The sequence below is a fragment of the uncultured Sphaerotilus sp. genome (assembly GCF_963924895.1).
Classification (GTDB): domain Bacteria; phylum Pseudomonadota; class Gammaproteobacteria; order Burkholderiales; family Burkholderiaceae_C; genus Sphaerotilus.
In genome coordinates this window covers 15,360-36,739 of the sequence record NZ_CAWURG010000065.1, presented here as the reverse complement: position 1 = coordinate 36,739, position 21,380 = coordinate 15,360, and the positions used below count along the sequence as shown (strand labels likewise).

20 protein-coding genes are annotated in these 21,380 nt (G+C 66.8%); 9 read left to right on the top strand and 11 right to left on the bottom strand.

Annotated features, from left to right (window positions below):
• Positions 1-229 precede the first annotated feature (229 nt).
• Both AABN02_RS20605 and gshB read left to right on the top strand, forming a co-directional pair.
• Entirely contained in the window at positions 230-1,408 is a 1,179-nt protein-coding gene (locus AABN02_RS20605; protein ID WP_338416786.1) for a metallophosphoesterase, read from the top strand.
• Between the two features lie 19 nt (positions 1,409-1,427).
• Positions 1,428-2,393, top strand: a complete 966-nt coding sequence (gene gshB, locus AABN02_RS20600) for a glutathione synthase (RefSeq protein WP_338416785.1) — start codon at positions 1,428-1,430, stop codon at positions 2,391-2,393.
• On the opposite strand, the gene AABN02_RS20595 is transcribed toward gshB, so the two are convergent.
• A complete protein-coding gene (locus AABN02_RS20595; protein WP_338416784.1) occupies positions 2,394-3,755 on the bottom strand; it encodes a DUF4397 domain-containing protein in 1,362 nt (453 codons plus the stop codon).
• Positions 3,756-3,863: 108 nt separating this feature from the next.
• Here AABN02_RS20595 and AABN02_RS20590 point away from each other — a divergent pair, with 108 nt between their 5' ends.
• Positions 3,864-5,726 (top strand): 5'-nucleotidase C-terminal domain-containing protein, encoded by a 1,863-nt coding sequence (locus AABN02_RS20590; protein ID WP_338416783.1) that lies wholly within the window; start codon positions 3,864-3,866, stop codon positions 5,724-5,726.
• A gap of 33 nt (positions 5,727-5,759) precedes the next feature.
• Here the strand turns inward: AABN02_RS20590 and AABN02_RS20585 are convergent, their stop codons facing one another.
• Entirely contained in the window at positions 5,760-6,902 is a 1,143-nt protein-coding gene (locus tag AABN02_RS20585; RefSeq protein ID WP_338416782.1) for an alpha-D-ribose 1-methylphosphonate 5-triphosphate diphosphatase, read from the bottom strand.
• Between the two features lie 182 nt (positions 6,903-7,084).
• Here AABN02_RS20585 and AABN02_RS20580 point away from each other — a divergent pair, with 182 nt between their 5' ends.
• Positions 7,085-7,759 (top strand): DUF1045 domain-containing protein, encoded by a 675-nt coding sequence (locus AABN02_RS20580; RefSeq protein ID WP_338416781.1) that lies wholly within the window; start codon positions 7,085-7,087, stop codon positions 7,757-7,759.
• A gap of 32 nt (positions 7,760-7,791) precedes the next feature.
• Here AABN02_RS20580 and AABN02_RS20575 read toward each other — a convergent pair whose 3' ends face one another.
• The 3 genes from AABN02_RS20575 to AABN02_RS20565 all read right to left on the bottom strand — a co-directional run bounded on the left by AABN02_RS20575 (position 7,792) and on the right by AABN02_RS20565 (position 10,190).
• Positions 7,792-8,352: a hypothetical protein gene (locus AABN02_RS20575; protein WP_338416780.1), complete on the bottom strand. Its 561-nt coding sequence runs from the start codon at positions 8,350-8,352 to the stop codon at positions 7,792-7,794.
• A gap of 109 nt (positions 8,353-8,461) precedes the next feature.
• On the bottom strand, positions 8,462-9,250 hold the full coding sequence (locus AABN02_RS20570) for a YEATS-associated helix-containing protein (protein ID WP_338416779.1): 789 nt from the start codon (positions 9,248-9,250) through the stop codon (positions 8,462-8,464).
• A 67-nt stretch (positions 9,251-9,317) separates the two neighbouring features.
• Entirely contained in the window at positions 9,318-10,190 is an 873-nt protein-coding gene (locus AABN02_RS20565) for a sterol desaturase family protein (RefSeq protein WP_338416778.1), read from the bottom strand.
• Between the two features lie 212 nt (positions 10,191-10,402).
• On the opposite strand from AABN02_RS20565, the gene AABN02_RS20560 reads away from it, so the two are divergent.
• Complete coding sequence (locus AABN02_RS20560) at positions 10,403-11,011, top strand: TetR/AcrR family transcriptional regulator (protein ID WP_338416777.1); 609 nt, start codon at positions 10,403-10,405, stop codon at positions 11,009-11,011.
• Here the strand turns inward: AABN02_RS20560 and AABN02_RS20555 are convergent.
• Complete coding sequence (locus AABN02_RS20555) at positions 10,959-11,996, bottom strand: EamA family transporter (protein WP_338416776.1); 1,038 nt, start codon at positions 11,994-11,996, stop codon at positions 10,959-10,961. The two genes, AABN02_RS20560 and AABN02_RS20555, sit on opposite strands and share 53 nt — an antisense overlap.
• On the bottom strand, positions 11,993-13,318 hold the full coding sequence (locus tag AABN02_RS20550) for a HipA domain-containing protein (protein ID WP_338416775.1): 1,326 nt from the start codon (positions 13,316-13,318) through the stop codon (positions 11,993-11,995). Before AABN02_RS20550 ends, AABN02_RS20555 begins: the two co-directional genes overlap by 4 nt.
• Before the next feature lie 129 nt (positions 13,319-13,447).
• Here AABN02_RS20550 and AABN02_RS20545 point away from each other — a divergent pair, with 129 nt between their 5' ends.
• The 4 genes from AABN02_RS20545 (at position 13,448) to AABN02_RS20530 (ending at position 19,881) form a co-directional block, all read left to right on the top strand.
• Positions 13,448-14,782 carry a toll/interleukin-1 receptor domain-containing protein gene (locus AABN02_RS20545; protein ID WP_338416774.1) on the top strand — a complete coding sequence of 445 codons (1,335 nt, stop codon included), beginning with the start codon at positions 13,448-13,450 and terminating at the stop codon, positions 14,780-14,782.
• Positions 14,779-15,747: a MoxR family ATPase gene (locus AABN02_RS20540; RefSeq protein ID WP_338416773.1), complete on the top strand. Its 969-nt coding sequence runs from the start codon at positions 14,779-14,781 to the stop codon at positions 15,745-15,747. Before AABN02_RS20545 ends, AABN02_RS20540 begins: the two co-directional genes overlap by 4 nt.
• Positions 15,748-15,752: 5 nt before the next feature.
• Positions 15,753-18,941, top strand: a complete 3,189-nt coding sequence (locus AABN02_RS20535; protein WP_338416772.1) for a formylglycine-generating enzyme family protein — start codon at positions 15,753-15,755, stop codon at positions 18,939-18,941.
• A 148-nt stretch (positions 18,942-19,089) separates the two neighbouring features.
• A complete protein-coding gene (locus tag AABN02_RS20530; protein ID WP_338416771.1) occupies positions 19,090-19,881 on the top strand; it encodes a formylglycine-generating enzyme family protein in 792 nt (263 codons plus the stop codon).
• Positions 19,882-19,960: 79 nt separating this feature from the next.
• On the opposite strand, the gene AABN02_RS20525 is transcribed toward AABN02_RS20530, so the two are convergent.
• The 4 genes from AABN02_RS20525 to AABN02_RS20510 all read right to left on the bottom strand — a co-directional run bounded on the left by AABN02_RS20525 (position 19,961) and on the right by AABN02_RS20510 (position 21,360).
• Positions 19,961-20,260: an addiction module antidote protein gene (locus AABN02_RS20525; RefSeq protein WP_338416770.1), complete on the bottom strand. Its 300-nt coding sequence runs from the start codon at positions 20,258-20,260 to the stop codon at positions 19,961-19,963.
• Complete coding sequence (locus tag AABN02_RS20520) at positions 20,244-20,567, bottom strand: type II toxin-antitoxin system RelE/ParE family toxin (protein WP_338416769.1); 324 nt, start codon at positions 20,565-20,567, stop codon at positions 20,244-20,246. The genes AABN02_RS20525 and AABN02_RS20520 overlap by 17 nt, the downstream gene beginning before the upstream one ends.
• Before the next feature lie 233 nt (positions 20,568-20,800).
• Positions 20,801-21,097 (bottom strand): HipA N-terminal domain-containing protein, encoded by a 297-nt coding sequence (locus AABN02_RS20515; RefSeq protein ID WP_338416768.1) that lies wholly within the window; start codon positions 21,095-21,097, stop codon positions 20,801-20,803.
• The gene (locus AABN02_RS20510) at positions 21,094-21,360 is read right to left on the bottom strand and encodes a helix-turn-helix domain-containing protein (protein WP_338416767.1); all 267 of its coding nucleotides are present in this window, start codon (positions 21,358-21,360) and stop codon (positions 21,094-21,096) included. Before AABN02_RS20510 ends, AABN02_RS20515 begins: the two co-directional genes overlap by 4 nt.
• Positions 21,361-21,380: the final 20 nt, after the last annotated feature.

Here is a 21,380-nt window from a genome sequence, read left to right as displayed (position 1 = left end):
ACAAGATGAAATACACTTGGATGAAAGCAAAGCGTCGGGATAAAGTGGTTCTTGAACAGGATGTCGCTGAAATTCTCGATGGATTTGGCAAAAAATATAAGTTTGAATTTTAAGTATTTAACTTATTTGAAATTGCTTATTGGCGTTGACCGGCACTCTGAAGGACCTGCTGAAGGGGTTAAGGCGAAAGTAAAAATTATGTCATTAAATTAATTTTTTTGGCGGAGTTATGAGTAAATACAAATTTATTCAAATATCTGATTTACATTTTAGTCGGATAAAAAATTTTACTAGTTTTATTGAGGTTGCAAAAGAAAAAGATGCGCCTCATTTAATTGATAAATTGGTTTTCGAGGATTTTAAAAGAAATTTTATAACAAAATGGGGGAAAAAATTAATATATCCATCCACATTTGATTCTGATGTTGCTATTGCTTTGTTGAGTAGACTTCATGGGATAATAAATAATTTCGATGTTTTGGTAATTACGGGAGATATTGCCTCTACTGGTGATGATGATGACTTGAGAATTGCGAGAGAGTATTTTGATGGGAAAATACCAAAAAATTGGACAAAAGCTAAAAATAATTTTCATTCGTTGTTTAAACATGGAGTTCCAATAATTACCGTCCCTGGGAATCATGATAGGTACCATGATTTTTTATTGAATCCTGGATTCGGTCCATATGAGAGATTTTTTGGTATGGCTTGGGACTTTGATAAAAAAGTATCAAATTACGATGATGGATGTAAAAATAAATTTTATGTAAAGTACTCCATTTTGGAGAAATTAGACTCTTGTTTAATATTTGTTGCTGGTGATTTTTCTTTACGACATCAAATATACGCCGAAGGTTTTCTTGGGCATATTGGCCAAGGGCGCGTTGATTCCGTATTGCAGGGGATGGTGAGTGTTACAAATAAAATTAGAAGCAATATAATAAATGAGGGATATAAAAAATATGCAGTTGTTTGGATGGTTCATTTTCCGCCATGCTTTCCAGGGGTTGATAGTGGATTAAAATTAATAAATGATTATGATTTATTGAACGCCGTAAAAAATACAAATATAAAATTATTGTTGGCTGGGCACACACATGAGCCGCTTTGGTATCGATGCCCGATTCATGGGGATGCACACATTTTTTCATGTGGGACCACTTCCGGTGTTGATGTAAATAATAGCAATTATTATTCTGAATTCTATATTAATGTAACTGGGCCTGATGAGTACGAGTTCAATGCTGAGTGCTATGAATTGAGTGTTGATGCTAAAAATAAGAAAATTGAGTTTTCGGTAATGCAGGATTTTCCGGCTGCGCGTAAAAACAAGTCGTTCAATTTTTCAATTGCTAACGCTGTTGCGAATATAAATAATGGGCCTTCTAGTGATATTTTAAAAAGTTGATCTTGCAAAAGGAAATATAATGAATGTACTGTTCGTCGCCGACCCGATCGAGTCCTTCAAGACGTACAAGGACACCACCTTCGCGATGATGCGCGAGGCGGCGCGCCGCGGCCACACGCTGCAGGTCTGCGAGCCGCGCGACCTCGTCTGGGTGCGCGGCAGCCGGGTCGTGGCGCGCCGCTGCCGCACGGTCATCCTCACCGGCCGCGAGCAGGCGGACTGGTTCGAGGTGATCGCTAACGGCGAGGTCGCGCTGGCCGACACCGACGCGGTGCTGATGCGCAAGGACCCGCCCTTCGACGCCGAATACATCTACGCGACCCACCTGCTGCAGCAGGCCGAGCGCGATGGCGCCCGCGTCTTCAACAAGCCCTCCGCGCTGCGCGACCACCCGGAAAAGCTCGCCATCCTCGAATTCCCTGAGTGGATCGGCCCGACGCTGGTCACGCGCGAGGCCGAGGCCGTGCGCGCCTTCCACGCCGAGCACAGCGACATCATCCTCAAGCCGCTCGACGGCATGGGCGGCATGGGCATCTTCCGCGTCGGCCCGGACGGCATGAACCTCGGCTCCATCATCGAGACGCTGACCCAGGACGGCAGCACGACGGTGATGGTGCAGCGCTTCCTGCCCGAGATCGTTCACGGCGACAAGCGCATCCTGATCATCGGCGGCGTGCCGGTGCCGTTCTGCCTCGCGCGCATCCCGCAGGGTTCGGAGGTGCGCGGCAACCTCGCCGCGGGTGGCAAGGGCGTTGCGCAGCCGCTGTCGGCGCGTGACCGCGAGATCGCCGAGACGCTGGGGCCGATCCTCGCCGCGCGCGGCTTGCTGCTGATCGGACTGGACGTGATCGGCGACTGCGTCACCGAGATCAACGTCACCAGCCCGACCTGCTTCCAGGAGATCCAGCAGCAGACCGGCTTCGACGTCGCTGCCGTGTTCATCGACGCGCTGGAGGCCGCGGTGGCGGCCCGCCGCGCCGCCTGATCAGCGCTCCTTGACCACCGCCGTGGTCAGCCCGTTGCCGGAGGGCAGGCTGCTGTCGCCCAGCAGGAAGACGCTGTAGACGCCGTTGGCGTCGAGCGTCTTGTCCTTGAGTTCGTAGACGGTGGCGGCCGTGCCGCTGCTCGTCACCGTCAGCGTGGTGTTGGTGACCGCGGAGACGGAGGTCACGGGCGACATGCTGCCCCGGCTGGCGGTGGTGACCGGGGCACCGGCGATGTTCAGCGTCAGGTCCTGCGCGAGGTTGCCCAGGCCGTGCAGCAGGCGGATGCGGGCGGCGCTGGTGCTGCTGGGCAGGCGGTTGTCGTCGCTCAGCGTGGCGAACTGCGGCGCAGCGGCCGTGCCCCAGACGAACAGCGTGGTGTCGCTGCCGGGGGCGGCGCTCCAGGAGGCGCCCGTGAGCGTGCCGCCGTTGACGGTGACCTGCGGGGTGGACGAGCCGGCCGGCACCAGCGCATAGCTCCCGAAGCCGGGTGAGCTGCCCAGCAGCGGCAGCGTGGCGCCGTTGATCGTGCCGGCTACCGGCAGATTGGTCGGCAGCGCACTGAGGATGCGGACCCGCGCCTGCGTGTTGGTCAGCGCCGTGACGGCCTTGGCCGGCTGCAGCAGCAGGGCATGGGCCAGCACACCGCCGGTGCTCGGCGTGATGACCAGCGCGGCGACGCCCGCGTCCGGCAGGGTCACGGTGGTGTCGAGCCGCACGTCGCTGGCCAGCACGCTGCCCGCCTTGAGCAGGCGCAGGCGGTGGCTGCCCGCGTTGACGCTGGAGTAGCCGCTGCTGCCGCTGCCCGCGGCGAGGTTGCCCAGCAGCGGCGAGTCGCTCAGCGCTTCGGTGGCGGGGGTGAGGTGGACGTCGAGCGCGCCCGCGTCCCGCGCCGCGTTGAACACCAGCAGCTTGCTGCGGCCGCTGGCGGGCACGGTCTCCAGCTCGTCCAGGCTGAGGTACTTGACCAGGTTGTTGTCACCCGTCCAGGCCACCAGCGTGGTGGCGCTGCCGGCGGCGATGGTGGGCGTGGTGCTGGCCAGGGCGCTGCCGCTGCTGTTGGTCAGCGCGATGGTGTGGCTGCCGGCGGTGACGCGGTAGGTGGCGCTGGTGGCGTCGCGCTCGATGGCGGTTTCGCGCGACACGTCGTCGATCCGCAGGCCGACGGCGCTGCGCTGGGTCGTGGCGTTGATGACGCGCAGCGTGCCGGTGTTGCCGCTGCTGCCGCTGCCGGACGAGGTGCCATCGTCTTTGCTGCCGCAGCCCGACAGGAAGGACAGGCTGCTCAGGAGGAGCAGGCCCGTGGCGGCGCGGGTGGCCCAGAGTCGGCGGTGCAGCATGGTCGGAATCCCCTGCAGGTTCATGTTCGTTGTGGTGGGTCGGAGCAAGTCCGCTACCTTCGGTTTGCGGGCGGCGCTTGTCAAGCAGCGTCGGCGCCGGACAATGCCGCAGACCCGACCGGAGACGAGACGATGCCGATGAACCCGCTGTTCAACCGGGGCGCTGTGGCCCTGCTGGCGCTGCTGGGCCCCCTCCTGTCCGGCTGCAGCACGCCGGCCGCACCGCCCCCCCAGCCGCTGACGCTGCACATCGCCCACATCAACGACCACCACTCGCAGCTGGAGCCGATCGCCGGCGCCGAACTGCGGCTGGACGGCGTGCCCACGCAAGTCGAACTCGGTGGTTTCGCGCGGCTGACGGCCCTGTTCCGCCAGCAGCAGGCGGCGCAGCCGACGCTCCTCAAGCTGCACGCGGGCGACGCGGTGACCGGCTCGCTCTACTACACCTTCTTCAAGGGCGAGGCCGATGCCCGGATGATGAACACGGTCTGCTTCGATGCGTTCGCGCTGGGCAACCACGAGTTCGACGACGGCGACGGCGTGCTGCGCGGCTTCCTCGACCACCTGCATGCCGGCACCTGCCAGACGCCGGTGCTGGCCGCCAACGTCGTGCCCGCGCCCGGCACGCCGCTGGCGCCGAACGGCCCGGCGGTCCTCCAGCCGTACACCATCCAGACCATCGACGGCGTGCCGGTCGGCATCATCGGCATCGACATCGTCGGCAAGACGGTCAACTCCTCGCGCCCGCTGGCGACGACGCAGTTCCTCGACGAGACCCGCACCGCGCAGCAGACCATCGACACGCTCAAGGCCCGCGGCGTGCGCCACATCGTGCTGCTGACCCACCAGGGCTACGACGCTGACCGCGCGATGGCCGCGGCGCTGACCGACGTGGACGTGGTCATCGGCGGCGATTCGCACACCCTGCTGGGCGATTTCAGTGCACAGGGGCTGCCCAGCGCCGGGCCGTACCCGACCGTGGTGAACAACCGCGACGGCGATCCGGTCTGCATCGGCCATGCGTGGGAGTACAGCAAGGCCTTCGGGCGGATGGAGGTGCAGTTCGACACCCGCGGCGCCGTGACGCGTTGCGGCGGGCAGGCGTCGCTGGTCATTGGCGACCAGTTCAAGCGCAAGAACGCGGCCGGTGTCTTCGTGCCGGTGGACGATGCCACGGCCACTGCGCTGCGCAGCCGGCTCGCCGAGGTGCCCCAGGTGCGCGTCACGGTGCCGGATGCGGCGGCGGTGCAGGTGTTGTCGGGCTACGCCGGCCAGGTCGATGCGCAGAAGCAGCGCCTGATCGGCACGGCGACCGAGGCGCTCTGCCTCGTGCGCGTGCCGGGCGAGACGACCAACCGCTCCGGCGCGCTCGCTGGCTGCGAGATGGCCAACACGCTCGCCCGCGGCAGCGACGCCGCGCAGGTGGTGGCCGAGGCCTTCCTGGCGGCCAGCCCGCGTGCGGAGATGGCGCTGCAGAACGCGGGCGGCGTGCGCACCGGGATCGGCGCCGGGCCGCTGTCGATGAACACCGCTTTCACGGTGCTGCCCTTCACCAATGTGCTGGTCGAGCTGTCACTGACCGGCGCGCAGATCGTGGCCGCGCTGGAAGACGCGGTCGCCAACCACCTCGACCAGCGCCAGTCCGACGGCTCGCACCCCTACGCGGCGGGGCTGCGCTGGTCGCTGGACCTGCGCCAGCCGGCGGGCCAGCGGTTCAGCCAGGTCGAAGTGAAGGACCGTGCCACCGGCCGCTGGTCGGCGATCGACCCGGCGCGCACCTACGTGCTGGTGACCAACGACTTCATCGCCGCCGGCAAGGATGGTTACGCCACGCTCGGTGCGGCCACGGCCGCGGGGCAGGCGGTCAACACCTACCGGCTCTACACGCAGACCTTCGCCGACCACCTGCAGCGCCTGCAACGGGTAGGGCGCGTGCCGGCGTCCGAGGTGTCGCACCAGCGGGTCACCACCGGGGCCGGCGCCGTGTTGCCGTGAGGCCGGCCTGCGCGGTCCGCCGGTGCCCGCGGGTCAGACGACGCGGCGCCCGGCGCTCCACACCTCGCGCACCACCGGGTGTCCGGCGACGGTGCGCACCCGCACCAGATCCGCCCGCAGCCCGCAGGCCAGGGCGCCCCGGTCGCTGAGGCCGGCCGCACGCGCGGGCTGGAGCGTGACCAGCCGGATCGCCGCCGGCAGATCGAGCAGGCCTTCGTCCGCGAGCTGCCAGGCCGCTGCCAGCAGGCTGGCCGGCAGGTAGTCCGAGGACAGCGCGTCCAGCACGCCCTCGCGCACCAGCGTCGCCGCGGCCACGTTGCCCGCGTGCGAGGTGCCGCGCAGCACATTGGGTGCGCCCGCGAGCGTCAGCAGCCCGAGGTGGCGGGCGCGGCGGGCGGCGGCCAGCGTGGTCGGGAACTCGCAGATCACGGCGCCCAGGTGGTGGGCCTCGTCGGCGTGTGCGGCCGTGGTGTCGTCGTGCGAGGCGAGTGCCACGCCGGTGGCGCGGGCGTAGGCGGCGAACCAGTCGCGGTTCGGGCCGGCGTGGTCGCGCTGGCGGGCGGGGGCGAGCTGGACCTCGTGGTCGAACTGCGCGTCGGTCCAGCCCTTCTTGCCGGTGTAGTAGGTGCGGGCATGGTCCAGATCCGACCACTGGCGCTGCCCCGGCGTGTGGTCCATCAGCGAGATCAGGCCCAGCCGGGCGTGGTGGGCAAAGGGCTCGAACAGCGCGCGGGCGTTGCTGGCCGGCAGCTCGCAGCGGGCGTGGATGCGGTGGTCGGCGCGCAGCACGCCAGCGGCTTCCAGCGCATCGAGCACGGGCAGCAATTCGCCCTGGTTCTGCGAGCGGAAGCCCTGGTGGTAAGGATCGCCGACGCCGATCGCGTCGAACACCGTCGTGATGCCGGCGCAGGCCACCTCGGCGTCATGGGCCTGCACGGCGCCCCACATCGGGAAGCACACCTTGGGGCGCGGCATGACGTGGCGCTCCAGATTGTCCGTATGCAGCTCCACCAGGCCCGGCAGGAGGTAGTCACCGTCCAGATCGATCGCCGACGGCAGCCCCGAGGGCGCGCGGTCGAGATCGGCGATGCGACCCTCCCGCAACACCACCGTGCCCGTCACCACCTCCCCTGGCAGCACCAGCCGCGCGCGGGTCATCACCTGTTCTTGTCGCATGGGCAGGAGTTTGCACTGGCGAGATTGCCCCCCGATGTGCAGTGTTCACAACGGGGGGGCGTCTGGTGGTCGCCAGGGCGGCCCCACGGACTGAAAGCGGAAAACTTGGTGTGCCGGACTGCACGAAACCGGCTGGAACCCTGTAGGCTATGCCACAGCCGAATGCCCGCCATTTCTTCTTCATGAGCGCCCGATACGCGATTTATCTCACCCCACCCGCCGACCACCCCTTGTGGCAAGCCGGATGCACCTGGCTGGGCCGTGACCCGTCCAGCGACCTCGCCCCCTCCCCGCCGGCGCGCAGAGGCACGCCCTGGCGTTACGGCTTCCATGCCACGCTGAAGCCGCCGATGCGGCTGGCCGAGGGCACGTCGATGCAGGGACTGCACGCCGCGCTGTGTGTGCTGAGCCGGCAGATCCATGCCTTCGACATGCCGGAGCTGGAGGTCGGCACACTGGCGGACTTCATCGTGCTGCAGCCGGCCGAGCCGCTCGCGCCCGACCATCAGCTCCACCAGCTGGCCGACACCTGCGTGCGCGATCTCGACAGCTTCCGCGACCCGCCCACCGCCGCCGACCTGCAGCGCCTGCAAAGCCGGCGCGTGCTCGACGCGCGCCAGTCCGAGATGCTGGTGCGTTGGGGCTATCCGCACGTGCTGGAGTGCTGGATCTTCCACTGCACGCTCAGCGACTCGGTGGCCGACGACGGCGAGCGCCAGGTCTGGCTCGATCTGGCGCGCACCTTCTTCTCGCCCGCGCTGGAGCGCCCGTGGCGCTGCGACGCGCTGAGCCTGTACGTCGAGCCCAGCGCCGGCGCACCGATGCAGCTGCTGCGGCGCTACCCGCTCAAGGGCTGAACGCCGGAACACCGGCGTCCCACCGATCAGCTTCAGAAGTTGATGCCGACCTTGGCGCCGAAGGTCAGTGGGTCGTAGTCCACGCCGCTGCGCGAGGTGGTCGCGTGGTAGCGGATGTCGAAGCCGGTGTAGAGCGCACCCGCCCGGTAGTTCATGCCCGCCGCGGCGCCCACGCCCAGCAGCGTGCGGTCATTGCCCGGCGTGCTGACCTGGAAGGCGCCCACGCTCGGGCCGACACCGGCGGACAGGCCATCGCCCAGCGGCACCGTGTAGCGCGGCGACACCTCGAAGCCGGTCGCCGAGGTGCCGTTCTTGCTCGAATGCGTCAGGTTCAGGTGACTGCGGATGCGCTGGTCCGGCGTCTGCACCAGGCCGCAATTGAAGTTCAGGTCCAGACCCCAGGCGTTGGCGTCCGGGCCGGTGCCGGGGCCGATGCGGCTGCCGGTCAGGGCCAACGAGGCGTCGGGCTTCCAGGCCGGGTTGTTGAAGGCCGGTAGCCACTGCCAGCCGTCGGCGGCGTGGGCGGCGGGTGCCGCCAGGGCGGACAGCGCCAGGGTGAGGGCGGTGACGGCGAGTGCGGTGGTTTTTTGCATGGTGTCGGGGTCAGTGGAAAGACGGTCCGACTGTAGGGCAGTTCCACAGTTCCCCGACTGATCTGCATCACCCCGCCCGTGCTCAGCAAGCCTTCAGCCGGCCCGGAGGTCAGGCCGGCTCCGCCACCCGCATCTGGGCCCGGCCTGCGGCGGTGGCAAACCAGCGCGGCCGGCCATCGCTGCCCGCCAGCGGCAGCGCCCAGGCCTTCTGTTGCAGGTGCCCGAGCACGGTGAACACGGTGGCCTCGTCCAGCCGGCTGTCCTGCGCCAGTCCGGCGACGGTGCGCAGCGCGACATCGCCTTCGGTCAGGGCCAGCAGGACCAGCTTTTCCTGCGCCAGGGCGGGCGGTGTGCCCAGCCCGGCGCCGCTCGGCGGGCCGGAGCGCTGGCGCGGGGCGGGGTCTTCCGCGGTGTCGACGCTGGCCGGCTCTTCCGCGACCTGCGCGCGGGCGAGGGCCTGCGCGGTCTCGGCGTCGGACTGGGCGGTCAGCGCCGCTTCGGTGGCATCGGTGGCGCGCTGGCGGGCCTGCTCGGCGGTGGCGGTGGCGGCGTCGGCCTGGGCGCGGGCGTCGCGCACCTCGCGCATCAGCCGCTCGGTCAGCGAGCCGATGAAGGCCCGCGACGACACCGCGGCCACCAGACAGAAGCCCGCCAGGTTCAGCAGCAGCACCGGATTGCCCGCCTGGCCTGCCGTGCCGCGGATCTTGTCGATCAGGTCGGCCGAGATCATCGCCAGGAACAGCGGCACCATGAAGGCCGCCGTGATGCCGATGACCACGTGTTTCCACCACGCCAGCCGCGCCGTCTCGGGCGCCTCGGACAGGAAGCCGTTCACCAGGCCGCCCAGGGCGCCTGAGAGGAGCATCACCTCGGTGATGACGAGCAGATCGGTTGGCATGTGTGTGTTCCCCCGGTTGGTGTGGTCGTGCTGGCGTGCCAGAGGTGACAGCGTAGGGGGCGATGGTTCAGTTTGTCCAGTTCCGGCTGAGCGGACGCCAGGGTTCCCGCAAGACGGCGGCGATCTGGGTGTCGCGCGGGTGGGCCAGGGGATCGGCCACGCCGAGTGCGGCAGGGGCAGCGCCGGGCCGGTAGACGAAGGTGCCGAAGAGCTGGTCCCACACCGACAGCACGGCGCCGTAGTTGCCCGCCTCGGCCGGGTCGGCGCTGTGGTGGTAGCGGTGCAGCTCGGTGCCGACCAGCAGATGGTTCAGCGGGCCGACCCGGCTGTCCACGTTGAAATGCGACACCAGTCCCTGGAAGCCCGTGACCACGCCCGCGACGAACACCGCTTCGGGTGCGAAGCCCAGCCAGTAGGGCGGCAGCGCCAGCAGCGCCCGCACGAGGACCGCGTTCAGCGGATGGCCGATCGCGTGCATCAGCACGTAGACCTGCTGCGGCAGGTGGTGCGCCACATGCACGCGCCACAGGAACTGCCCGAGGCGGCTGCGGCTTTCGTGGCTGTAGCGGTGGACGGCGTACCAGAGCCCGTCGGTGAGCAGCAGCGACACGCCCACCGCCGGCAGCAGCGGCCAACCGGCCAGCGCCTGACCGCGCGTGAGGGCGAGCTGGGTGGCGAGCCACGTCGCCACCCACTGCGTCGCCCCGAGCGTCGCAGCGCCCAGCAGCAGGAAGGGCAGGTCGCGCCGCAGGAACCGCGGGCGGGTCATGCGCCAGTCGTCGCGCAGCGCGTGCCGCGACTCGACCAGCGCCAGCACGCCGACCATGCCCGCGAGGTAGGCGCCGTAGTGCCGGCCCAGCGTGCCGGGCGGACCGCCAAGTGCATGGGCCAGGTAGGCCAGCGTGGCCAGCGCCAGCGCCGGGTAGAGCAGCCAGCGCACGGCCAGGGCGGGCAGGCCGGGCGGGCGGGCTGGATGAGGTGGAAGGGGCGGTCGGTAACGTCATCGCGGCAGGTGGACAGCGTGTCCAATAATGGGGAGGTGTCCACCATGGTCGCGGCCAGCCGCGTGCAGTGCCAGATCACCAGACCTGCCTGGGTCCAGAACCGGACACGTCCCGCCCGCGTGTCCAGCATCGCCTCCGGTATCGCCCCATGTCTGTCCCTGAACCCGTGCCTGCCCGTCCCGATCGCCGTGTCCGCCGCACCCGCGAGGCGCTGCGCGACGCTCTGCTGGCGCTGCTGGTCGAGCGTGGCTGGGACGACATCGACGTGCAGGCCCTGTGCGCGCGCGCCGACATCGGCCGCTCCACCTTCTACCTGCACTTTCCCAACAAGGAGGCGCTGCTGCGCGGCAGCCTCGCCGATCTGCGGGAGGCCCTGCGGGCGCGTGCCTCAGGACCGCAGCCGGGGACCGCCGGGGCTGCTGTGCCGCTCGCCTTCCTGGGGGGACTGATCGCCCATGTGCACGAGCAGCAGCAGGTGTTCCGGGCGCTGCTCGGGCGGCGTTCCGGGCAGATCGTGCAGGAACGCTTCCGCGAGATGCTGGTGGAACTGGTCGAGCAGGACCTGGACCTTTCCCCCGACGCCGACTGGCCGGCCCGCGCCGGGGCGCATTGCCTGGCCGGCGCGCTGTTCCAGTTGCTCGTCTGGTGGCTGGGCAGCGTGCCGGGCCGGTCGCCGCAGGAGGTCGAGGCGCTGTTCCGCCGCTTCAGTGCGGGTGCCGGTGGTGCGCATCCGGGAAATGCGCGTGGGCATGGGTGAGCGGCTCGTGGCGGTGCCAGTGGGTGTGGCGCTCGCCGGGTGGGGTGTCGGCGTCGTGGGGGTGCTGGTGGTGTTCGTCGTGGACGTGGGCGTGGCGGTGTTCGAGCGGGGTGTGGGTGTGGAGGTGGCCGTGCTGCTCGGTGACGTGCAGCCACACGCCCAGCGCCATCAGCGCCCCGCCCAGCAGCAGCGGCACCGTGACCGGCTCGCCCAGTAGCGCCACCGACAAGGCCGCGCCGAAGAAGGGCGCGACCGAAAAATAGGCGCCCGTGCGCGCCGTGCCGAGCGCACGCAGCGCCACCACGAACAGCACGAGGCTCACGCCATAGGCCAGCAGCCCGAGCAGGCCTGCCGCTGCGGCCACGCCGACGCCCGGCCACGCCGCACCCGTCTGCCACGCCAGCAGCAGGTTCACGCTGCCCGCGGCCAGCCCCTTGGCCATCGCGATGAAGGAAGCGTCCGTGAGCGACACCTTGCGCGTCAGGTTGTTGTCCACCGCCCAGCACGCACAGGCGCCCAGCACCAGCGCCGCCGGCCCGATCCCGCCGAACCCGGAGGCATCCCCGCCCGCCAGCACGACCGCCCCCGCCACGATCGCCACCATGCCCAGCACGATGCGCCGGTCCGCGTTCTCGCGGAACACGACCCAGGCGATCACCGCCGTCAGCACCGCCTCGGCGTTGAGCAGCAGCGAGGCGCCGGACGCGGGCATCTGCGCGAGGCCCTGCATCAGCAGCACCGGCGCGACCACCCCGCCCGAGAGGATCGCCAGCGCCAGCCAGCCCGCCTCGCCCTTGGGCATGTGCACGGCGGGTGCGCGGGTGATGAGCCGCCACAGCAGCAGGCCGAGGCCCGAGCCGGCGTAGAGCAGGCCGGCCATCAGCCACGGGGAGGATTGCGCCAGCAGCAGTTTGGCGAGGGGGGCGCTGGCGCCGAAGAGGGCGGCGGCGGCGAGGGCCTGGAGGATGGCGGGGGAGGTGGTCATGGGGCGATTCTCGATTGCATCGCCGCTGCCAGCGAGCGCCACGCTCGGCTGACCGCCGTGTGTTCCGCCATTTCCGCCCAGAACTGCTGCGCCCAGGCGCGAGCCGGCGCGCAGCCCAGCGCTGCCGCATCCGGCGCGAACGGCAGCAGGTCCAGGTCACCCCGCATCACGTCCGGCCTCCAGCGCATCGGCAGCATGTCGTACAGCGGCGCCAGCGTGAACCGGCCCGCCGCGATGTCCTCGCGGGCGACGCACAGGCTCAGGTTGCCGAAGTGCATGTCGGTGTTGCCGATCAGGCGGCCGAAGTGCAGCAGTTGCTCGGCCTGCGCCGGCAGTTCGGGCGGGACGCGGCGCTGGCGGGCGAGTTCGGCGAGGGTGGCGGCCCAGTGCTGGCGCGGGCCGGCGACGAAGGCTTGATGCACGGCGTCGAGCGCCACGACGTGGGTGCGGCCGAGCGGAGCGCCGGTGGTCGCGGGGGGCAGACGGTCGAAGCGCTGCGAGACGAGGCAGGTGCGGCGCGGGGTGCGGAGGGCCTCGGTGTTCGCCACCGGGATGCCCTGATCGCCGAGCAGCCGCAGCGCCAGCGCCTCGGCGTGCAGCAGGTCGCTCCAGCGCTCGCCGAAGGGCGTGCCGTGTGGCGGGCTGAACTTGACCAGCTCGGCGCCCTGGCCGTCGGCGCGGCGGCAGAGGAACTTGGCCTGCTCGCCGCCCGCGGAGGAGCCGGCGGGCAGCGTGGCGGCGACATCGGTAGCGAGGGTGTCGTAGGCGGCGGCGCGGGCGGTCGGGTCGGCGGTGTCCACGGTGACGGGCTGTGCTGCCTGCGCCAGCGCGTCGCCGAGCACGAGCGCGCCCGGTGCGTCCGGCAGCCGGGTCGCGGCGAACAGCACCTGCGCGATCGTCCAGCGCTCGGGGTTGGTGTCGAAGCCGAGTGCGCCGCACTGCTGGCCGAGCAGGCGGCCGAGGAAGCCCTGCGCCCGCAGCGGGGCGAGGAACCAGGGGAGTTCGTTGGGGGCGGTGAGGAGGTCGATGCCCGGTGCGGCCACATGGACCCGGTCGCCGTGCAGCAGCGTCAGCGTGCCCCAGGGGCTGGCGGTGCCGTCGGCGCCGACCCAGTGCAGCGGCTGGCGGGGTGACAGGCCGAGGATGGGCTGCGGTACGGCGTAGCGGGTGGTGCGGCCGGCGCCGAGCGTGACGACCTGCGGGCCGAGGTCGCGCAGCAGGCGGGAGACGGTGGGCTGGCTCTTGGCGAGCAGGGATTGCAGCTCGGGGGAGGTGAGCGGGCCGAGGCGCTGGAGGTGGGTGAGGAGGGCGTCGGTTGGCATGTGGTGAATAGTAGATGAATAGATAAAACGTTTTCTGATGCAGCCGTGCGGTCGACCCTGAATTGACAGACAGAGGGGACTGGCGGAAAGTCAGCGCGGTTGACAGAAGACGAGCATCGGGGAGGAAACGTGGCGCAGAACGGGGCGGGACAGCCGATCTTCATCAGTTATCGGCGGGCGGATCGACATCAATTCGCCGAGCCTTTTTTTGACCATCTGGCGGATTGGTTCGGCCCGGACGTGGTGTTCCTCGACCGCAAGGACATTGACCTTGGTGCGGCATTTCCGGACGAACTGGACCATGCGATCCGGTCTGCGAAGGTGGTTCTGGTGCTCATCACGCCGCAGTGGTTGCCGGAACTGAACCGCCGCAAGAACGGTGCTGACGTCGACTATGTGCGTCGTGAGGTCAGGCTGGCGCTGGAACTTGCCGCCCTCGACAGGACGCGGCTCATCGTGCCCGTTGTCTGGCAGACCTCGATGATGTCCCGATCGGACCTGCCGGACGATGTGGCGGACATCGTCGAACGCAATGCCGCCGTGCTGCCTGTGGCCTCGACGGGTCAGCCTTCGGACTGGGGTGACACCGTCCTCAAGCTGCGCTGGAAGATTGCCGAGGTGACCGGACTGCTGCCGGCGCCCAAGGTGGCTGATGCGATTGTCTGGAATGACGCAAGAGAGCGTCTCAAGGGTGTGCTGGAGCGCCCGCACATGCGGACCCTGGTCGATGCCGGATGGGGGCCGGATCCGCTGGGCAGCCATGATCATGGGCGCCTGGTGAAAGTGCTGGCTGACCTGCTGAAGGCGCTCAAGGTGGCGCGATCGACCTGGGCATTGGTACCAGGGTCACTGGCAGAGGCGCACGCCCGGAGCGCGGGTTGCCTGGAAGCCCTGTCCATCCCATGCAGTCTGTTCATCAACCGCCGGGTGGCGCGGCACTGGCGTGACCTGCAGGACTCGCCTGGTGCAGTCCCGGTCCAGTATGCGGGGACCGCTGCGCTGGTGCATTCCTCCGCGATGGCCTGGCCAATCCGCCTGTGTTCCGAATGGAGCGAGCGCGATGGTTTCAGGATGGAACGTGCATTGGACATCGGCTTGCCGGACGTCGGCATCGGCAAGCATCGGCAAGCGGATGTGCACGCCACGCTCTGGAAAGCCCGGAACGCCACGCCGTATCCGACGCCAGGAGAGCCGCTGGACAAGGGACGACTTCAAGCTCTGCGTGACGAACTCGACATCAGCGCGATGGCAGATGAGCCCTTCCTGCTGACCGGTGTGATCGGGCCGGGCCGGGACGCGTTCCTGGAGTTTGTTGCGCTGGGTGCTGAACTCGGTATCCCGGCCATCGGCCGCATCGATCCGTCGGGCGTGCCAGAGGCCGACAGCGGTGTGTTGCACCATCGTGAATCCCGGCTGGGAGCTGCCATCAAGCTCTGCCTCGAAGAAATCAGGAAATTGCCATGACCCCGACCATTCCCGACTATCCGAGCGACAAGCCGATCGAGATCCTAGAACAGGGCACGTGGCCCGCGAGCGTGCACCTGCTGAAATCCGAGACGGTGGCGGCATTGCGCGCCGCGGAAGCTGTGGGCCGACCGCTGCTGGTCCGGGGTCTGCCGGGCGTTGGCAAGAGTCAGACGGCACGGGCAGCGGCGGCGCATACCGGGCGGCCCTTTCTCTCGGTGGTGATTGACGGCCGCACCGAGCCGCAGGACCTGATGTGGCGGGTCGATGCCATCAAGCGCCTGTCGGATGCGCAGGCCCACCGCGCCCAGGCTGAGATGCATTACGTGCAGCCGCAGGTGCTGTGGTGGGCCTACCAGTGGAGCAGCGCCCACCAGCAAACTGTTGGCCAGTGCCAGTTGCCGCCGCCACACGTTCCCCCGGCGGGATGGGATGCCGAACATGGACGTGCCGTGCTGCTGATCGACGAGATCGACAAGGCGGACCCGGATCTGCCGAACGCGCTGCTCGATGTGCTGGCCAACAAGGGGTTCACGCCGCCCTTTGCAGGTGCAGGACCGGTGCGCTGCACGGACCGCACGCGACCGCTTATCGTCATCACCACCAACGAAGAGCGCGAGCTGCCCGCTGCATTTCTGCGGCGCTGCCTGTCGATCACGCTGGAGTTGCCGGGGAGCGAAGCCGAACTGCGTGCCGAGCTGGTCCGGCTCGGCACACAGCATCAGACGCATCTGGTGAAACTTGGCCGTTGGCCAGGCACCTGCCGATTGCTGGAAGACGCTGCCGATCGGGTGATCGCCGCCCGGAAGGATGCCGTCCAGCGGGGTGACTACCTGCCCGGTACCTCTGAATACCTGGATCTGATTGGCGCGCTGGCGACCTTGTATCCGGATGACCAGGTGAAGCAGCAGCAGCAACTCGATCTGCTGACCCGTTTCATCCGCAAGTCGCGTCACGCGGGCTGAGTTCCATGAACGCGTCTGCCATCGGCTGGGGCGATCTGCTGCGGGCGTTTGCAGCGTTGCCCGAGGCAGACCATGAGGCCGCGGCGCAGGCGCTGGGCTTCGAGCGTGCAGGGCGTGCTCTGGCGCTGCCGCCGCCGACATTGCCACCAGCACCGCCGCCAGCCTCGCCTCCGCCTCCGTCTCTGTTGCCGCCTGCGGCGCCGCGCTCGGTGGCGACTGCGCCCAGGCAGACGTTCTGGCGTGTGGCATCTGACGTGTCCGATCCGACTGCGCAGGCGACGGCACCGAACTGGTTCACGCAGATGGACACGCCGGGATTCGAGGACTTCGAGGGTGAACTTGGCGTCGCCGCTCCACTGGTACCTCCCCTGGTGACGAAAGGGCGACTGGCGTCGTTCCTGAGACGGCAGTTGGTCCAATTGCGTTGCACCTCGGAGCCCGATGTGGCACGCCTGCTGCGGCTGCTGTCACGACAGTTGCCGATCCGCCGCTGGCCGATGCGCGAGCGGGCGGCCTGGCCAGCGCAGGTGCGGGTGTTGTTTGATTCCAGCCGTGCCTTGCAGCCGCTGGACGACGATTTGCGTGGTGTGGTGGAGGAACTGCACAAGACTCTGGGCCAGCGCCTGCAGCTTGTGATGAGCGATCGCCGCCGACTGGAGTTGCCGCATGACGGGCGCACTGCGGTGGTGGTCCTCGGCGATGCGGGCCTGAGCCGTTGTGCGCTGTCGGAGTCGGATTACGGGACAACCCTTGCGCACTGGGCCGACTTTGGGCGTCGCATCGAGCGGGCGGGCGGTCGCAAGGCCCTGTTGCTGGCGCCCTTGCCACGCCGGATGGTGCGTCGGGAGATGGCTGAAGCGTTCGACATCGCCTTGCTGTCGGACGATGGATTCCCGATGCGTCTGATTCGACGCAGTGGCTGGCCGGATCGACAGGTTCCGGTCCGTGGCTGTGATGCCGAGGTGCTGCGGGCCGCCTTGTTCGGCCATCCTTGCGTGACCCCGCCGGTGCTGCGCGCCTTGCGGCGGACCTTGTCCCGCCATGGGGTGCATCTGGACATGGCCAGTGAACTGGCGGTCTGGCACGACCCGTTCATCAGCGCGAGTGCCACCGCGTGCACGTTGTTGTCCGAGAGGCGAGACGCCGTGCGCCAGCAGTTTCTGGCGCTGCCATCTGCACTGCGTTTCGCAGCGGTTGGCGTTCTGTGGACGCACCTGCAATCCGCGTCACCGCTGGTGCGTGCTGAATATGCGCGCTGGGTGGCCCCCGAACTGCCGGAAGGGCACGCACTGACACGGGCGCTGAAGGCAGGTCTTGAGGCGGCTGATCTGCTGGCGCGCCGGATGTGTGTGGCCATCGCCCGCGGGGCCCCCGGCCTTTCTCGTGACCTGTCGGCCTACCTCTCGCGGTTGGGCGCCCGGAGTCTGGCCCTGGTTGAACAGGATGGTGATGCCTTGCAGACGGCCTGGTTGCTGGCCCATCGGGATGCACTTCAGCGCCAGACAACGCGTCTGCCCGCAGGCCTCAACCTCGCCGCACAGTCATGGCTGCTTGCCGGCAATGACACCCGTCCGATGGCCTTGCTGCTGGAGCAGTCGCCACCCGCGCAGCCCGGGGCCCCGGGCCTGATGCAGCTCAGGTTGGCTGCGCAGGGGTCTGATGGAACGGGCGTCTGTCTCGCGACGGATCTGCCCGGCATGGCCTATTGGTCGATCACCCGGCATGTGGCGCAGCCGCCCGAGGCCATGCAGTTGGGCGGGGTCATCGGCGCAGCTGTGCGCCATGTGGGGGGCGATGCGAGCCGCGCCAAGGCGCTGGTGGGCCAGTTGCTGCGCGATGGCACGCTTGCGCAGGGACTGAGCAAGACGGTGGCCGCGGGGTTGGGCCTTGCATTGCACAAGGCCTTGATGGGTGGCGACGCCGAGCACCAGTCAGGGTGGCGGCAGTGGCTGGCGCCGGTCGGCGCGGCGCTTGGGGTTTCGCTTCTGGACAAGGTGCCCGTGCGGGCACTGGTCGATGGTTTGCTGGCGGCGTTGCCGGAGGTGGTGCTTCGTGACGATGATGCCGGGGTGCGCACGACTGCGGTGCTGACGAGCCAGGAGGCTACCGACCTCGGCATCGGAACGACCTGCCGGGTGGTGGTGGGTGGACGGAGTCTGGAACTGGAGGCGTTCCAGCGACCCGACTGGGCCGAGTCGATCTGGTTCGACCGGGGCGAATGGCACGCTGCACTGCCCGATAGCCGAGAACTGGTCTGGACACCCACCGGGGAGTGCAGCTTTGTCGCGTGTTGGTGGGACGCTGAAAACCGTCGCCAGTGGCGCAGATTTCCAGAGAATTCGTGGGCGACGCGACGCGGGTCGGATGAGTTTGGCAACTGGGCGGAGTTCACCTTGCGTGGGCGACGCGGCCCAGTCACCCAACGCCTGCGCTGGATCCCCCCCGGCGAATTCCTGATGGGTTCCCCCGAATCCGAAAAAGAACGCTCGACCAATGGCGACTACACGGAAATCCAGCACGCCGTTCTGCTGACCCAAGGCTACTGGCTCGCTGACACCGCCTGCACCCAGGAACTCTGGGAAGCGGTGATGGACGAGAATCCAAGCCGCTTCAAGGATGACCCGCAAAACCCGGTCGAGCAGGTGAGCTGGGATGACATCACGCAGAAGTTCCTGCCGCGTTTGAACAAGCTGGTGCCGGGACTGAACCTGACCTTGCCGACGGAGGCGCAATGGGAATACGCCTGCCGGGCGGGGACGACGACGGTGTTTTCGTTTGGCGATCAAATCACGCCGGAACAGGTGAACTACAACGGGAACCATCCGTATGCGGACGGCAAGAAGGGCGAGTACCGGAACAAGACCGTGCCGGTAAAGGAACTGCCCGCGAATCAATGGGGGTTGCACCAGATGCACGGCAACGTGTGGGAGTGGTGCATGGATGAATTTGCTGCGTATCCCGAAGGAACTGTGATAGACCCAGTTATTCATCAAGACAAAATAGAAAGTTGGCAGCGGGTGCTTCGCGGCGGGAGCTGGTTCTACTACGGCAGATACTGCCGCTCCGCTTACCGCTTCGCGCTCGTGCCGGATAACCGGGGCCGCAACTTCGGATTCCGTCTGGCCCGAGGCCTTGCTGACCAGCCAGACCAGCCCAGGCATTTTGGCGAACTCAACCAGAAGAGCAAGAAATGACGGAGCGCCTGTCTTGCTCCCCTCTCCCGCTGGCGGGAGAGGGGCTGGGGGTGAGGGTCTTCGCCCGCCGCCACCTCAGCCCACTGCCACCGCCCTCACCCCCGACCCCTCTCCCGCGAGCGGGCGAGGGGAGAAAGACACTGCCGCGATGCCTGCACTGAATCTGCTCCCACCCGTCATGCCCTTCCGCTGGGCCTGCGCCTACGGCGAAGACCGCACCGGGCTGTGGCAGGCGTTCGAGGTCGCGGGGGTGCGGCAGGTGATGCGGTGGATTCCGCCGGGGGAGTTCCTGATGGGATCACTTGAGAATGAGCCGGAGCGCAATGACAACGAACACCAGCACCGCGTTGTGCTGAATGAAGGCTTCTGGCTCGCGGACACTGCCTGCACACAAGCCTTGTGGACAGCGGTGATGCATACGAATCCGAGCCGGTTTAAGTCCGACCCGCAGAATCCAGTAGAGCAGGTGAGTTGGGACGATATATGCCTGAGATTCTTGCTAAAGATCAATGAAATATCACCCGAGCTGCAATTGGAACTGCCGACCGAAGCGCAGTGGGAATACGCCTGCAGAGCTGGGACGACAACGCCATTTTCGATTGGTACGCAGATCTCTACCGATCAAGTGAACTACAACGGCGATTTCCCATACGCAAACGGACCGAAAGGAATTGGGCGTCAAGGAACGGTGCCAGTGAAGGCATTACATAGAAATCCATGGGGTCTTTACCAGATGCACGGTAACGTGTGGGAGTGGTGTGCCGACAAGTATTCTCGGCAACACTCCGAGCTAGACACAAATGAAGGTCGGCGAAGGTCGCTTCGTGGTGGTAGCTGGGATGATGCCGGCCGTGGCTGCCGCTCAGCAGACCGCTTTGCACATAAACCGGATGGGCGCGGAGATCGCACCGGCTTCCGGCTAGTCCGAGGCGCTTGCTGACCAGCCAGCCAAGTCAGCACAGGAATTTTGGTATTGCCCGCCGGAGGCTGGCGGCGCGAAATTTTGAGCCGAATTCGCCTCAGCCTGCATTCACCGGCACGGCCACCAGCCGCACCCCCAGCGCCGCACAAACCCGGTTGATCGTGTCAAACCGCGGCTGCGCCCCCGGCCGCAGCGCCTTGTAGAGCGCCTCCCGCCCCAGCCCGGAGTCCTTGGCGATCTGCGCCATGCCGCGGGCCTTGGCGATGTGCCCTAGCGCGTCGGCCAGTTCGCCAGCATCTCCTTCGGCCAGCACCACGCTCAGGTACTGCGCCACGGCCTCGTCATCGGTCAGGTAGTCCGCCATGTCGAAGTCGGGCAGGTCAGCGATCTTGGTCATCTTTGTCCTCGTCGTTGGTCAGGGTCACGGCCAGCGCCTGCGCTGCGGCAATGTCGGCTTGCTGGGTGCTCTTGTCTCCGCCGCCCAGCATCACGATCAGCACGCCACCGCGCTGCACGTAGTACATGCGCCAGCCAGGGCCGAAAAACTCGCGCATCTCATGCACACCAGCCCCTACCGGCTTCACGTCGCCCAGGATCCCGCGCTGTGCCCGCTCCAGCCGGCGAGCCAGCCGGATGCGGGTCATGCCGTCACGCAGCGCCCGCATCCAAGCGTCGAACTGCGGTGTGCGTTTGATCGTGTACATGGGTTGAATGTATTCGGTCGAATACAGATGGTCAACTTCAACCCTGCGATGCCCGCCCCTCCCGCCAAGCCGCCTGCTCCAGCGGTCGAATCCAGAACAGCACTGCATTCCCCGGATGCAGCGCGATGAGCATGTCCGATGTGAGGCGGGCGTGGTCGGGTATTCGATGGCCTGTTGGCGGTTCAGGATCCGTGTCGCGTTTCCCGACTATCGCGACAAGTATCGCGACACCTTCAGCCCCGCCCGATCGCCGCATCCCCCGGCAGCAGCGCCAGCGTCAGCGCCGGATCGTCCACGGTGGACTTGGCCAGCAGGTGGCGCAGACGTTCGCGCAGGAAGCCCTCGGGCTGGTTCATCTGGAAGATCGGCGGCAGCGTCGGCTGCGTGAACGCCAGCCGGCGCACCGGCATCGTCAGCGACACCGCGCTGCGGGCGTCCGCCTGCGCGGCATAGACAAACTGGTACTGGCCGGCCTCGCGCGACAGCGTGCCGGCTGGGCCGGTCGGGGTGGTGACGTGCAATGCGTTCATGCCGCCTGCTCCCGCTGCAACTCCTCCAGCGTCGGCCGCCGCGCCACCTGCAGCACCAGCCGCTGCCCGAGCGCCCCCGCGACCAGCGCGTAATAACGACTCGCCACGCGGTCGTCCCCCGCCTCGACCTGGATGACCTTCAGCCGCGGAATGCCGGCGCGCTCGGCCAGCGCCGCCTGGGTCAGGCCGCGCTCGCTGCGCGCTTGACGCAAGGCGGCACCGAGTTGCGCCAAGGGGCTGTTGATGTATCGCTCATGAGACATGGTGATGCCAATGTATCGCA